The sequence below is a fragment of the Priestia sp. Y58 genome (assembly GCF_029522095.1).
Lineage (GTDB): Bacteria > Bacillota > Bacilli > Bacillales > Bacillaceae_H > Priestia > Priestia megaterium_E.
On sequence record NZ_JAKWFL010000001.1, the window covers coordinates 1,054,615 to 1,068,629 of the forward strand.

At 40.2% G+C, this 14,015-nt stretch carries 14 protein-coding genes and 1 other annotated feature; of the genes, 5 read left to right on the forward strand and 9 right to left on the reverse strand.

All coding sequences use genetic code 11. The annotated features are described in order from the left end of the window. Positions 1 to 156: 156 nt before the first annotated feature. The 6 genes from leuS to MMB68_RS05540 all read right to left on the reverse strand — a co-directional run bounded on the left by leuS (position 157) and on the right by MMB68_RS05540 (position 6,610). Positions 157 to 2,571 (reverse strand): leucine--tRNA ligase, encoded by a 2,415-nt coding sequence (gene leuS / locus MMB68_RS05515; protein WP_221784714.1) that lies wholly within the window; start codon positions 2,569 to 2,571, stop codon positions 157 to 159. Between the two features lie 64 nt (positions 2,572 to 2,635). Continuing rightward, positions 2,636 to 2,854: a binding site (T-box leader), on the reverse strand. A gap of 243 nt (positions 2,855 to 3,097) precedes the next feature. Next, complete coding sequence (locus MMB68_RS05520; RefSeq protein WP_221784756.1) at positions 3,098 to 3,289, reverse strand: hypothetical protein; 192 nt, start codon at positions 3,287 to 3,289, stop codon at positions 3,098 to 3,100. 64 nt (positions 3,290 to 3,353) lie between these two features. Beyond that, positions 3,354 to 4,676, reverse strand: a complete 1,323-nt coding sequence (locus MMB68_RS05525; RefSeq protein ID WP_014457974.1) for a GntP family permease — start codon at positions 4,674 to 4,676, stop codon at positions 3,354 to 3,356. Positions 4,677 to 4,832: 156 nt separating this feature from the next. Further along, the gene (locus tag MMB68_RS05530) at positions 4,833 to 6,020 is read right to left on the reverse strand and encodes an MDR family MFS transporter (RefSeq protein ID WP_029319939.1); all 1,188 of its coding nucleotides are present in this window, start codon (positions 6,018 to 6,020) and stop codon (positions 4,833 to 4,835) included. Between the two features lie 158 nt (positions 6,021 to 6,178). Beyond that, positions 6,179 to 6,334, reverse strand: a complete 156-nt coding sequence (locus tag MMB68_RS05535) for a hypothetical protein (protein ID WP_013059527.1) — start codon at positions 6,332 to 6,334, stop codon at positions 6,179 to 6,181. A 12-nt stretch (positions 6,335 to 6,346) separates the two neighbouring features. Next, the gene (locus MMB68_RS05540) at positions 6,347 to 6,610 is read right to left on the reverse strand and encodes a YtzC family protein (protein ID WP_013059528.1); all 264 of its coding nucleotides are present in this window, start codon (positions 6,608 to 6,610) and stop codon (positions 6,347 to 6,349) included. 169 nt (positions 6,611 to 6,779) lie between these two features. Here MMB68_RS05540 and mnmL point away from each other — a divergent pair, with 169 nt between their 5' ends. Both mnmL and mnmM read left to right on the forward strand, forming a co-directional pair. Beyond that, positions 6,780 to 7,742 carry a tRNA modification radical SAM protein MnmL/YtqA gene (gene mnmL / locus MMB68_RS05545; protein ID WP_221784715.1) on the forward strand — a complete coding sequence of 321 codons (963 nt, stop codon included), beginning with the start codon at positions 6,780 to 6,782 and terminating at the stop codon, positions 7,740 to 7,742. Then, on the forward strand, positions 7,739 to 8,308 hold the full coding sequence (gene mnmM, locus MMB68_RS05550) for a tRNA 5-(aminomethyl)-2-thiouridylate-methyltransferase MnmM (RefSeq protein ID WP_221784716.1): 570 nt from the start codon (positions 7,739 to 7,741) through the stop codon (positions 8,306 to 8,308). The genes mnmL and mnmM overlap by 4 nt, the downstream gene beginning before the upstream one ends. A gap of 12 nt (positions 8,309 to 8,320) precedes the next feature. Here the strand turns inward: mnmM and MMB68_RS05555 are convergent, their stop codons facing one another. Continuing rightward, entirely contained in the window at positions 8,321 to 9,379 is a 1,059-nt protein-coding gene (locus MMB68_RS05555; protein WP_057233135.1) for a tetraprenyl-beta-curcumene synthase family protein, read from the reverse strand. A gap of 31 nt (positions 9,380 to 9,410) precedes the next feature. Beyond that, entirely contained in the window at positions 9,411 to 10,187 is a 777-nt protein-coding gene (locus MMB68_RS05560) for an alpha/beta fold hydrolase (protein WP_013059532.1), read from the reverse strand. A gap of 107 nt (positions 10,188 to 10,294) precedes the next feature. Here MMB68_RS05560 and MMB68_RS05565 point away from each other — a divergent pair, with 107 nt between their 5' ends. From MMB68_RS05565 to MMB68_RS05575, 3 genes are all read left to right on the forward strand, one after another. Then, on the forward strand, positions 10,295 to 10,822 hold the full coding sequence (locus MMB68_RS05565) for a gamma carbonic anhydrase (protein WP_014457969.1): 528 nt from the start codon (positions 10,295 to 10,297) through the stop codon (positions 10,820 to 10,822). A 191-nt stretch (positions 10,823 to 11,013) separates the two neighbouring features. Further along, positions 11,014 to 11,538, forward strand: a complete 525-nt coding sequence (locus MMB68_RS05570; RefSeq protein ID WP_221784717.1) for a phosphatase PAP2 family protein — start codon at positions 11,014 to 11,016, stop codon at positions 11,536 to 11,538. Between the two features lie 17 nt (positions 11,539 to 11,555). Next, a complete protein-coding gene (locus MMB68_RS05575) occupies positions 11,556 to 12,701 on the forward strand; it encodes a glycosyltransferase family 4 protein (protein WP_221784718.1) in 1,146 nt (381 codons plus the stop codon). Between the two features lie 31 nt (positions 12,702 to 12,732). Here the strand turns inward: MMB68_RS05575 and metK are convergent, their stop codons facing one another. Beyond that, positions 12,733 to 13,935 (reverse strand): methionine adenosyltransferase, encoded by a 1,203-nt coding sequence (gene metK / locus MMB68_RS05580; protein ID WP_013059536.1) that lies wholly within the window; start codon positions 13,933 to 13,935, stop codon positions 12,733 to 12,735. Between the last annotated feature and the right edge of the window lie 80 nt (positions 13,936 to 14,015).

Genomic DNA, 14,015 nt, shown 5'->3' on the forward strand with positions numbered 1-14,015 from the left:
AAAGCTTAAGCAGCAGCCTACCTAAGCTTTTCCAATCGTAGTTAAAGGTTTAACTAAGGGCCTGATGTCAACCCTGAAAGGGGGACATCAGACGCTTAGGTCTAGAACAGACCCCCTGACTTCTCTTTAGTCAGGGGGTCTGTTCTACATCAATACTTAATTAGCTACGATGTTTACTAATTTACCAGGCACAGCAATCACTTTGCGCACTGTCTTACCTTCAATGAACTCTTGAACATCTTCATTAGCCATTGCAATATCTTGAAGCTCTTCACGAGATGCTTCAGCAGGTACGTTTAATTTTGCACGTACTTTACCGTTAATTTGAACGACAATTTCCACTTCATCATCTACAAGTTTCGCTTCATCAAACGCAGGCCAAGCCTCATATGAAATTGTATCTTCGTGACCTAGTTTGCTCCATAATTCCTCAGTCGTATGAGGACAAATTGGTGCTAATAGCTTCACAAATCCTTCTACGTATTGCTTTGGCAGCACGTCAACTTTGTATGCGTCGTTGATGAATACCATAAGTTGAGAGATACCTGTATTAAAACGAAGGCCTTCGTAATCTTCCGTTACTTTTTTCACCGTTTGGTGATATACGCGTTCGAGTGTAGTGTCATTGCTTTCTTGAACCTTGCTGCTTAATTCACCGTTATCGTCAACAAGTAAGCGCCATACACGATCTAAGAAACGGCGTGCACCATCAAGCCCTTTTGTTGACCAAGCAATTGATGCATCTAAAGGTCCCATGAACATTTCGTAAAGGCGAAGCGTATCTGCACCGTGGCTTTCTACGATTTCGTCTGGATTTACAACGTTACCTTTTGACTTACTCATTTTTTCATTGTTTTCTCCAAGAATCATACCTTGGTTAAACAGTTTTTGGAACGGCTCTTTTGTTGGAACTACGCCGATATCATATAAAAACTTATGCCAGAAACGAGCATACAATAGATGAAGAACAGCGTGTTCAGCTCCACCTATATAAATATCAACCGGCAACCATTCTTTTAATTTGTCTGCATCTGCTAACGCTTCACTGTTTGTCGGATCAATGTAGCGTAAGTAATACCAGCAGCTGCCTGCCCATTGAGGCATTGTATTTGTTTCGCGGCGCCCTTTTTTGCCCGTTTCCGGATCTACAACGTTCACCCAGTCATCAATGTTTGCTAATGGAGATTCACCTGTACCTGACGGCTTGATTTCAGTTGTTTTTGGTAAAACAAGCGGAAGCTGATCTTCAGGAACTGCAGTTGTTGTGCCATCTTCCCAATGAATAACAGGAATCGGTTCACCCCAGTAGCGCTGACGGCTGAATAACCAGTCACGCAGACGGTATGTTACTTGTTTTTCACCTTTTTCATTTGCTTGAAGCCACTGAATCATATTTGAAATTGCTTCTTCTTTATCTAGACCATTTAAGAATTCTGAATTAACGTGCTCGCCGTCGCCTGTATAAGCTTCTTTCGAAACGTCTCCACCCGCTACTACTTCTTTAATCGGCAGTTCAAATTTAACAGCAAACTCATAATCACGCTCATCATGAGCGGGAACAGCCATAATTGCACCTGTACCATAGCTCATTAGAACATAGTCAGCAATCCAAATTGGCATTCTCTCGCCGTTTACAGGGTTAATTGCATAAGCACCGGTAAATACGCCTGTTTTGTCTTTAGCTAAGTCTGTACGTTCTAAATCGCTTTTGCTTTTAATTTGATCTAAATACGCTTCTACCGCTTCTTTTTGTTCGGCTGTCGTAATTTTATCCACAAACGGATGTTCAGGTGCTAAAACGGCATACGTTGCCCCAAATAGCGTATCAGGACGCGTTGTGAACACAGTAAATGTTTCGTCATATCCATCAATTGTGAAGTGAACGTGAGCTCCTTCAGAGCGTCCGATCCAGTTTCGCTGCATTTCTTTAATACTTTCTGGCCAATCAAGATCATCTAAATCTTCTAGTAAACGATCTGCATAAGCTGTGATTTTAAGCATCCACTGCTTCATTGGACGACGCTCAACCGGATGCCCACCGCGCTCACTTTTGCCGTCAATAACTTCTTCGTTTGCAAGTACTGTTCCCAACGCAGGACACCAGTTAACAGCTACTTCATCCACATAAGCTAAGCCTTTTTTATATAGCTGTAAGAAAATCCACTGCGTCCATTTATAGTAGTTAGGATCAGTTGTATTAATTTCACGCTCCCAATCGTAAGAGAAACCTAGCGATTTGATTTGACGACGGAAATTATTAATGTTAAGTTCAGTGAACTCAGCCGGATCGTTTCCTGTATCTAATGCATACTGCTCAGCAGGTAGTCCGAATGCATCCCATCCCATTGGATGAAGTACATTGTATCCTTGCATACGCTTCATACGAGATAAAATGTCCGTTGCTGTATAACCTTCTGGATGCCCAACGTGTAAACCCGCCCCAGATGGATAAGGGAACATATCTAATGCGTAAAACTTACGCTTTCCTTCATCTTCTGTTGTTCTAAATGTTTTATTTTCTTCCCAAACTTTTTGCCATTTTTGTTCGATCTTTTCATGATTAAAAGCCATACATAATCCTCCTTGTACGCTCCAGCTGTATTTAATTAAACTAAAAAACCCCTCATCCCTCAAACAAAGGGACGAGAGGTTGAATAAACTTCCCGCGGTACCACCCAAATTAGCACAATTATGTACTCACTCATTTTCCTTAACGCGGATAGACGGTAAATGTTACTTTCCTTCACATTTACAACTCCAAGGTGAGTTCATGAACGCTCGTTTGCTGACTCGCACCACCCGTCAGCTCTCTTAGCTCGCTTCGTTCATTACTATTCCTTATCATAGTTTTTACATCATACTACCTTGTATTGTAAATAATATGTTCGTAAACTGCAAGTTGTTCAACGGATTTTGTAAAAGTTTCTGCACTGCAGCACTGCTTTGTTGCTAAATCTTCTCTTTCATTCTTATATATGAACAACTTCTCCCAAAAACATACATCCACGGCCAAACAAAAAAGACAGTGAGACATAACTAAATCAATCCAATTTAAAGACGAACAAATAGGATAAATGCGCTAGTATGAATCTCTTGGTTACACCGCTGTTGATTTCCGTGCAAGACTTCTCTTTCCGCGGGCAGCCAATGAGCCTCCTCGTTGCATACACTCATGCGGGGTCTCACCTATTTCAGGAGTCTTTGTCTTGCCCTCCACTCCACTGCTCGAAGCACCTAAACAAATGAAACCTACGTTCACCATAAACATAAAAAAATCCGAACGATTCATCGTTCGGATCTTCCTTCACCTAAAATACTTTTATTCCAGTCTCTACTTTCTTTAGCGGCTATTATTAAATGCCAAATCCAAAAGAAAACAGGATAATCGCAAGTACAAGACCAACAAGCGGAACAATTACCGTCATAGCTGCAACTGATCCATACGCATCTTTATGAGTTTCTCCGCAAATAGAATTAATTGTGGTGACGACATAACCATTATGAGGCAATGAATCTAATACTCCAGAGGAAATAGCTACTACGCGATGGAGAGCTTCTGGATTTACACCAGCATCTAGATAGTGAGGGGCTAAAATTGGCAGTGCAATCGCCTGACCTCCTGAAGCCGAACCTGTCATCCCCGCGATAACACTCACCGCAATAGCTCCCCCAATTAACGGACTTCCTGGAATATGCGTCATGGCATCTACAGCTACTCCAAACGCGGGAACAGCCTTAGCAACCCCTCCAAAACCTACTACAGCGGCTGTATTCCCAATCGCAATTAACGCACCCAAGGTTCCTTCTGAAGCTGCATTCCAAAATCCTTTAAAATGCTTTCGGTTCACAATATAAGTGACAATGATACCACTTAAAAGTGCGACAATCAACGCAGATTGCTGAAGTGGCTTATGAAGTGCAAAAGAAATAATGAGCACGACCACAAGGGGAAGCAAACTTAATAACGGATTAGGAAGAGACTGATTTTCCGTTACTGCTGGATCTTTCTCGCGTGATACAAAACGCTCTCCATTTTTAACTGCTTTTGAAATCAAGCGCTTTAACCACCAGTAGCCGAATACAGCCATCACTACCGCTACAACTAAACTAACTTCCCATCCTGCATACGGACTAGTCTTCAAATATTCAATTGGAATCCAGTTTTGGATTTCAGGCGATCCAGCCGAGGTCATCGTAAACGTAACGGAACCGAATGCTAAAGCAGCAGGGATAAATCGCCTCGGCAAATCAGCCTGTTTGAATAAGCTTAAAGCCATTGGATAGACAGAGAATGCTACTACAAACAGACTGACTCCTCCGTATGTTAAGACCGCACAGGCAAGTACAATCGCCAACACTGCTCTTTTCATTCCTAGTTTACTGACAATCCAGCGAGAAACACTATCAGCGGCCCCGCTGTCTTCCATTACTTTTCCAAAGACGGCGCCCAATAGAAACATTAAATACCAAGAAGCAATAAATCCTGTGAAACCAGACATGTAATTTCCAACAAAATTTGCTTCTCCTTCTTTCACCAGCTGTGGAAATAAAGGCATTCCGCTTGTTAACGCAACAACTAAAGCACTGAGCGGACCTGCTATAAATAAATTCATGCCTCTCATCGTTAGTACAATGAGCAGCAATAACCCTCCAATTAATCCAATCATACTAAGCATGTTTAGCCCCCCATGAAGTCATATAATTAGAAAACGCTTACATATTTACAGGTATATACTCCTTTCTTTGCTTGTCACAACCCTTACTATATTATTAAAGGAATACCGAAGACATTCCTACGTTTATTCAGCAGTCAAAAATAAAACCACCTCTATTTATTTAGAGATGGTTAGTGAACGCTGACGTTTTTCTTTTAATTTATAATCGTATATCCATGTTGTACACATGCTGAATAGCAATAGCCCAATTAATAAATAGCACAGCGTAGACATATTAAACGCATCGAAAATAACGCCTCCAAAGAGAGGACCAATCATTTTACCTGCAGTAGCCATGCTGTTAACTACGCCTTGATAAAATCCCTCTTTTCCAGATGGAGCCAACTGACTTGCAACAGCTGGAATGGCTGGCCAAACGAACATTTCTCCAATTGTTAACACAACCATTGCTGTTAAGAACTGCGGAAATGTTGTAGCATTCACCACGATAACAAAAGAAGCCACAAAAATAACCGTTCCAATTAGGACCTGTACTTTTAACGTTTTTGCTACTTTTTGAATGATGGGTACGATCAAAGGCTGACCGACTACAATTAAAATCCCGTTAATCGTCCAAAGCAAACTGTAGCTAGAAAGAGGTATATTCAGCTCACGCGTATGCGTAGCAATCGTTGTTTGCCACTGAACATACGCAACCCAGCATAAGACATACCCCGTACATAAAATAAGAAGAGCAGTCAGCTTCGTTTTATGCCCAATGCTTCCTGCTTCATTAAGGACATTCGTTTGTCCAACGGTAACCGAAATATGACGATATGAAAAAATAGCAATAAGCAGAAAAATAACGTACAAAATTGTATTAGCTAAGAAAATATACGTAAATGAATAAGACGCTACAATGCCCCCTACCGCGGCGCCAATAGCTACTCCTGCATTTTGAGCAACGTACATCGCATTAAATGCTTTTCTTCCGCCTTGTGGCCAAACGGACCCTGCCATTGCATACATAGATGGAAACACAATACCAGATCCAAACCCTACAACAACCAAGAGAACAACGTATGTAGGCCAACCATGGAAAAACACGAGTCCCACTAATGCAATAAGAGTAATAATAATTCCTGATAAAATGGATTTATATCCTCCTATTTTGTCAAAAAGCGTTCCTCCAAGCAAATTTCCTACTACGCTTGCAGCAGAATTCAGCATAAGAACCACTCCTGCGACGGATAATGACTTTCCTAAATGTTCATTTATATAAATTGTATTGAGAGGCCATAAAAATGAAGCTCCCGTTACGTTTACAAGCATACCAATAATCAAAAACCAAAGTGATTTGGGCATTGATCTCCCCCCTATCTATTCGAATGCCAACGTACATTCTAGTCTTTTCTTAAAGGGTTCGCAATGCTTTTACATATAGACAATTTATTTGAAATTCGCTGACTATTTAAAAAGGTGATTTCACATGACAATATCATGCAAAATCACCTTTTTACCGCTTACTTTTGCTTCGAACGAACCGGCTGGGCACGCTTGCTGTTTCGTGCTTTTAATTCTTTTACCGGATCAAAATCTTTTCCTAGCTCAATGTCATTACTGTTGATCCCGTTTTTTGTTTTTTGTTCCGGATTATTTTGATTTGAACGCGTTGCCATAAAATCCTCTCCTTAATGCTGAGTTGTGATCAATTTATTTTGCAGCTGCTGAACTTGCAGGCGCATGCGATATAGCTGCTCTCTTTGCTGTGCATTTGCACTGTGAGAAAACTCTTCAATTTCTTTATAAGCATTTTCTAATTTTTCCTGTGCTTTTGTATATTCAGTGTCGTTATAATGTTCTTGCTTCATGCCTTCCTGCAACTGACCTTGTCCAAAGCGAATAGCATCTTCACACTGTTGCATAAGTTGATCCACTGCTTGACGAGTTGTCATTCTCTATTCCTCCTATTCGTTCATTTCTGTCTTATTTTGCGCAACTTTACTTCCCTTTACGACAAGAAGAACCTGTTAAATATAAGCATCCTTAAATTTGTTTGGCACTTTTTCACGTTTTTGATACAATTTGTTGATGTATATTGCATGTAAAAAGGAGGTTGCTGATTTGAATCAGACAAACCCATTTCCGTATAAATCTGAAAACAAACGTTATCATACCTGGAATTACCACTTACGTAACCACTTTGGCCATAAGGTATTTAAAGTAGCCTTAGATGGAGGATTTGATTGTCCAAACAGAGACGGCACGGTAGCTCACGGCGGCTGTACGTTTTGCAGTGCTGCCGGTTCGGGGGATTTTGCCGGAAACAGAGCGGATGACCTTGTGACACAATTTAATGAAATCCGTGAAAAAATGCATCATAAATGGAAAGACGGAAAATACGTTGCTTACTTTCAAGCATTTACTAATACTCATGCTCCTGTCGAGGAGCTTCGTGAAAAATATGAAGCTGTCTTAAAGCTTCCCGGAGTTGTTGGGCTTTCTATCGCCACGCGCCCTGACTGTCTCCCCGACGATGTGGTGGAGTACTTGTCTGAATTAAATGAACGAACTTATCTATGGGTAGAGCTTGGACTGCAAACTGTTCATGAACGAACTTCACTGCTTATCAACCGGGCACACGATCATCAATGCTATGTAGATGGCGTAGCAAATCTTCGAAAACACGGTATCCGCGTTTGTTCTCATATCATTGATGGCTTGCCTTTAGAAACACCTAATATGATGATGGAAACGGTACGAGAAGTAGCAAAATTAGACGTTCAAGGAATTAAGATTCATCTGCTTCATTTGCTAAAAGGAACTCCTATGGTCAAACAGTATGAAAAGGGCCTTGTTGAATTTCTTTCATTTGAAGAATACGTAAAACTTGTATGCGATCAGCTTGAAGTAATTCCTCCTGAGATGATTGTTCATCGTATTACAGGCGATGGACCGATAGACCTCATGGTTGGACCGATGTGGAGCGTGAATAAGTGGAGCGTGTTAAATGCCATTGATCAAGAGCTCGAACGTCGCCAAAGCTATCAAGGAAAATATTACGAAAAAGAGTTGATGGAAAGATGAAAATAGAACGTATCCTGCCTTTTGCCCGCACGTTGCTCACTAATGCTGTGGCGGAAGGAGATGTCGCGATTGATGCTACAGCAGGAAATGGACATGATACATTATTCTTAGCTAACTTAGTCGGAGATACAGGTCATGTATATGGATTTGACATTCAGCCCCAAGCCATTCAAGCAACTCAGCAGCGATTGACAGAACATCATGTAGAAAAACGAGTCACGCTTATCCAAGAAAGCCATAGCAATATAAACATGCTTCCCCACTCTATTAATGGACGAGTCACAGGAGCTGTCTTTAATTTAGGTTATTTACCAGGTGGAGATAAAGACATCGTCACCACTTCTGAAACAACAATCTCTGCAATTGAGCAGTTACTTGATTTGCTAGCACCTGAAGGAGTGATTGTGCTCGTTATTTATCACGGACACGAACAGGGGAAACAAGAAAGAGACGATTTACTAACGTATGTCCAGAATCTTGATCAAAAAGACGTTCACGTTTTACAATATCGTTTCATGAATCAGCAAAACAACCCTCCCTTCATCATTGCTATTGAAAAAAGATAAGCCGCATATGGCTTATCTTTTTAACATTCGGTACAAGCGTCCGTTGATATAGAAAAAGTAGCTGAGAGCTCCCCCCGCTTTTATTAACCTACGTGCATTCACATGAACATGTTTTTGTGCCCTCACTTTTTGATCCGACAAATAAACGCCCAAGAGTCCTTTATAGATAAAGCAGTGAAAGTGATAATCCGGCAGTTTTTTAGCATATTCGTCCGCTTTTACGACAAAATGCAAAAAGCGATCCATCATTTGCTGATAATGAGGATAATAAAAACAAAAGTTCAAATCTCCTCCTGCTTTATCTTCTTCTTGGTCAATTAAATAATCGAGTAAAATATGTAAGCCTTGAATATAAGGAAAATATCCTGCTTTTATTTTCTGCGTCATTTCTTCGGTCATCTCTTCTTGAAAGCTATAAGCAACTAAACAAAAAATTCCTAACGTTGAACCAGAGCACGCTGAAAATTCATACCACTCCATTTCAGGAACACTGTGCCGGTGAGCATCGAACCAATTCTCTAATCGTGGAACTCTTTCCTTGATTTCAACATGCTTATGTATTTGCAAATCACAATAATAATTAGCTAGTTCTAATAAATGTGAAGAGACTATATGGTAATTACAAGCTTTTCGCAAGGACTGCTGACAAGTCTGGACAAGTCCGGCTAAGTATCCTCCGTCGTCTTTATCCGTTCGAAAACGATAGTAATCCCCAAGAGGTGCATGAGGGGTCAACGCATCTGGCATCGATTCATGTAAGGCGGCAAAATCTTTAGGATCAAGCGAGTTGCTGCGGTCACATAAGTTATCTAAGTAATCGCTGATTGTTTGATAGGCAACAATAAATTTCACGCATTCAATCATGTTTTCTTTCGCTAAAATCGATAGGATACCGCCTCCTTCACAATGAAAAGTTTTTGTATCGATACTTGCCAATGCTTGAGTACGCAATTCTTTATTAGGAATCTCTTTTGCTCGTTCGCGCCAATGATTAAGCTCATGATGAACGACAGGAAACACTTCTCGATAAATTTTTCTCATTAAGGAAATAGGATGAGACGGAATCTTCATTTATTTTCACCTCAATTTCTTACCGCACTTATTAAATGTGAAGATCAACAAAACTTTTCGCATATGTAAAAACGTATTCTCTTTCAGGCTCATTAAAGATTTCGTGATACAGCTGAGACCATTCTTTGTAGATTTTTTCACTTAGCTCTATTTCATCAAACCACTGCCTAACAATCAGCTTTTCAATAATTTTATCTTCTCCTGCCTGCATCACAAGAAGCGGGACATCAGGCAAACGATCGATATCTTTAAAAGCTAAGTTGACAGCTTGGATCAATTCCCGGTACCATCTTACAGAAACTTTTGTAACATACAGTGAGTCGTTTTCATCTTCATCTCGAACTTCTTGGTTTCTTGTTGCTTTTTCAACAGTGAGACCCAAATCAAAAAGTTTGTTCGGCATGACTTTATTCAACCCTTTAGATAGCATATCTAAATAAGCCGGTACTTGCTCTTTTAATCCTAGACAAGGAGAGGAGAGAATCGCACCCCATATAGGGAGGTTTTTTGTCTGGAGCGTACGAATAACCGCCAGTCCTCCCATACTGTGGCCTAACAGAAAAATAGGCAAATCATATTTTTGCGCTTCACGTACCCATTCTTCCACTTCATACACATATTCATCAAAGGATAGGATATGTCCTCTTCTTCTTGTTGTTAAGCCTTGGCCAGGAAGGTCTCCCATAATTACGTGCATTCCAACCGAACGCCACATCTCAATCAGCCAGCGATAGCGTCCGTGATGCTCCGCTGCTCCATGGACCATGACAATAACGCCTTTTGGATTTACTGCTTCCCATTTATGCATTTGAGTTACTCCTTCTTCCTTTTTTTGTTTACCTGCTTAAAAAACCTTTGTACACTTACATTAGAAGATTTACTACTTTTTTTCAACTAATAAAGGGAGATGATTTGATGATTTATCCGTATAAAGAAAAAATGCCTACCATTGCACCCAGTTGCTTCATCGCAGACTATGTAACGATTACTGGAGACGTCACCATCGGTGAAGAAAGCAGCATTTGGTTTAACACTGTTATTAGAGGAGATGTTTCACCTACGATTATTGGTAAACGAGTAAATATACAAGATCAATCAACACTCCATCAAAGCCCAAATGCTCCTTTGCTTATTGAGGATGATGTAACAGTAGGACATCAAGTTATTTTACATAGCTCCATCATCCGCAAACGCGCGCTCATTGGCATGGGTTCTATTATTTTAGACGGTGCGGAAATTGGTGAAGGTGCTTTTATCGGTGCTGGAAGCTTAGTGCCTCCCGGTAAAAAAATACCGCCTAATACTCTCGCACTCGGCCGACCTGCTAAAGTGATCCGCACTCTGACAGAAGAGGATTTAAAAGATATGCAGCGCATTCGCACAGAATACGTAGAAAAAGGGCAGTATTATAAGTCTATTAAGAAATCTGATTCTTCATTATAAAGGAAACGTTCCCTCAGAAAGTCATACTGAGGGAATTTCTTTAGTATCTCCACAAACTCTCCAATCATGTTCTATTCTCTCCACAATTGTAAAGAAATTTCCATATTAATTTACATCGTTTTAGTACTGCCTCCACAATTAAAGATTAAACTGAATAATAAAGACGTATTTATTGAAAAGGGAGCGACTCTATGAAAGCCAAGTTAATTCAGTATGTATACGATGCCGAATGCCGATTATTCAAAAGCGTAAACCAACATTTTGATCGAAAGCACTTAAATAGATTTTTACGTTTACTAACTCACGCCGGAGGAGCCACGTTTACCATTGTGATAGCGTGCTTGCTGCTATTTCTGCATCCTTCATCCGTCGCTTACGCTTGTGGGTTTTCTCTAGCCGTTAGTCATATTCCTGTGGCCATTGCTAAAAAACTATATCCGAGAAAACGACCTTATATTCAATTAAAACATACAAAAGTATTAGAAAATCCATTAAAAGATCATTCATTTCCATCTGGGCATACAACAGCTATTTTTTCGTTGGTTACCCCTCTTATGATTGTTTATCCAGCCTTCGCTGCTGTTCTTTTGCCTCTTGCAGTAACGGTAGGAATTTCAAGAATTTATCTCGGTCTGCACTATCCGACGGATGTCATGGTGGGCCTGATACTGGGCATCTTTTCAGGTGCTGTTTCACTGAACATATTTTTAACTTAATGATAGGAGGAGTACTAATGAGAATTGCTTTATTTACGGATACATTTGCTCCAGAAGTTAACGGAGCTGCTAAAACACTTTATCAATTTACTCAGTACGTCAAATCAAAGCAAATTCCCATCCAGGTATTTGCTCCAGAATTTGCTCATGATCAGTCATTTTCAACGTATGTTCACCGTTCGCCCAGCATGCCGTTTTTTCTTTATCCAAACAGCCGCTTTTCATTGCCAAACGTTCTAAAAATTAAAAAGCAGCTGCAGGAATTCAATCCTTCTATTATTCATTTGGCCACTCCTTTTACAATGGGGCTTTGCGGCTCCTATTACGGGAAAAGATTAGGTGTTCCTCTTGTCGGCTCTTATCATACCAATTTTGATGATTATTTATCTCACTATGAACTTGAAAAAATGCGTGTACCACTGCAAAAATATATGAAATGGTTTTATAAACCTGTACAAAAAATATTCGCTCCCTCTGAAGTGACCAAACAGCAGCTAGAAGAGCAAGGGTTTCACAACGTAGCTATTTGGGCGCGAGGAGTAAATCATAGATTATTTCATCCCCACTATGACCGCTTTGATATTCGTATTAAATATAATATTAAAAAGCCCTACATTTTAACGTATGTAGGAAGATTAGCTAAAGAAAAGAACGCTGATTTTTTAATAAAAATTGCACGATCTCTGCCCGATCATATCCGCCATCAAATTCACTGGGTTATTGTGGGAGACGGCCCTTTAAAAGAACAAATGCAGCAGCAAGCATCTGAGCATATGACATTTACAGGCTTCCTTGAAGGTAAGCAACTTGCTCATATCTATTCATCATCTGATTTGTTTGTTTTTCCTTCAGAAACAGAAACCTTCGGAAATGTTGTGCTGGAGTCTCTTGCTTCTGGAACTCCTGTAGTGGCAGCAAATGCAGGAGGAGTTAAACAGATGGTTCAGCACGGGCGAAACGGCTACCTTTGCAAACCTCACTCCTTAGAAGAATTCAGTTCGGCTATTACAGATTTACTCGATGATTTGCATCAGCGGCTTCACTTTGGGCATGCAGCGAGACAATATGCTCTTACTCAATCATGGGACGCCATTTTTCAGCATTTGCTTTCAGAATATGAAGGTGTCGTAGAAAAATCTGCTGCAGGTATTCAATGGGCATAAAAAAATCTCCGTTTTCACGGAGATTTTTTTATTATTTAGCTAAAGCTTGAGTTTTTAATGCTTCCGCTTTGTCTGTGAACTCCCAAGGAAGCTCCACATCCGTACGACCAAAGTGGCCGTAAGCTGCTGTTTGCTTATAAATTGGGCGACGTAAATCAAGCATTTTAATGATGCCTGCTGGACGTAGATCAAAGTTTTTGCGTACTACGTCTACTAGTACTTCTTCAGAAACTTTTCCTGTACCGAATGTATCAATTGAAATAGATACTGGCTGTGCAACACCAATTGCATATGCTAGTTGTACTTCACATTTATCAGCAAGATCAGCTGCTACAATGTTTTTCGCAACATAACGAGCTGCATAAGCTGCTGAACGGTCTACTTTTGTTGCGTCCTTACCAGAGAATGCACCGCCGCCGTGACGAGCATATCCGCCGTAAGTATCAACGATAATTTTACGACCAGTTAAACCAGCATCTCCTTGAGGACCGCCGATTACGAAACGTCCTGTTGGGTTAATGAAATACTTTGTATTTTCATCAATTAACTCGTTGGGAACAACTGGATTAATAACATATTCTTTTAAGTTACGTTGAATTTGCTCTAACGTTACTTCTGGGTGATGCTGAGTTGAAATAACAATTGTATCGATGCGAACAGGTTTGTTGTTTTCATCATATTCAACTGTTACTTGTGTTTTACCATCCGGGCGAAGGTAAGGAAGAATTTCTTCTTTACGTACTTCTGTTAGACGGCGAGCAAGTTTATGAGCTAATGAAATTGGAAGAGGCATTAATTCTTTTGTTTCGTTACATGCATAACCAAACATTAACCCTTGGTCTCCAGCTCCGATTGCTTCGATTTCTTCATCTGACATTTGACCTTCACGTGCTTCTAACGCCTGGTCTACACCAGCAGCGATATCAGCTGACTGCTCGTCGATAGATGTTAATACTGCACAAGTTTCAGCATCAAATCCGTATTTTGCACGAGTATAGCCAATTCCTTTAATTGTTTCACGAACTGTTTTAGGAATATCCACGTAAGTAGAAGTTGTAATTTCACCACTTACTAAAACTAAACCAGTTGTTACGCTTGTTTCACAAGCAACACGAGCATTTGGATCCTTTGCTAGGATAGCATCAAGAATTGAGTCAGAAATTTGGTCACAAATTTTATCGGGATGTCCCTCTGTAACAGATTCTGACGTGAACAGACGACGTTGTGTTGACATCAGTTTTCCTCCTTATAAATACGATACATTGTGATACGGTACTCATTCCCTTATTTTCATTACACGTTAAAAAATATAAA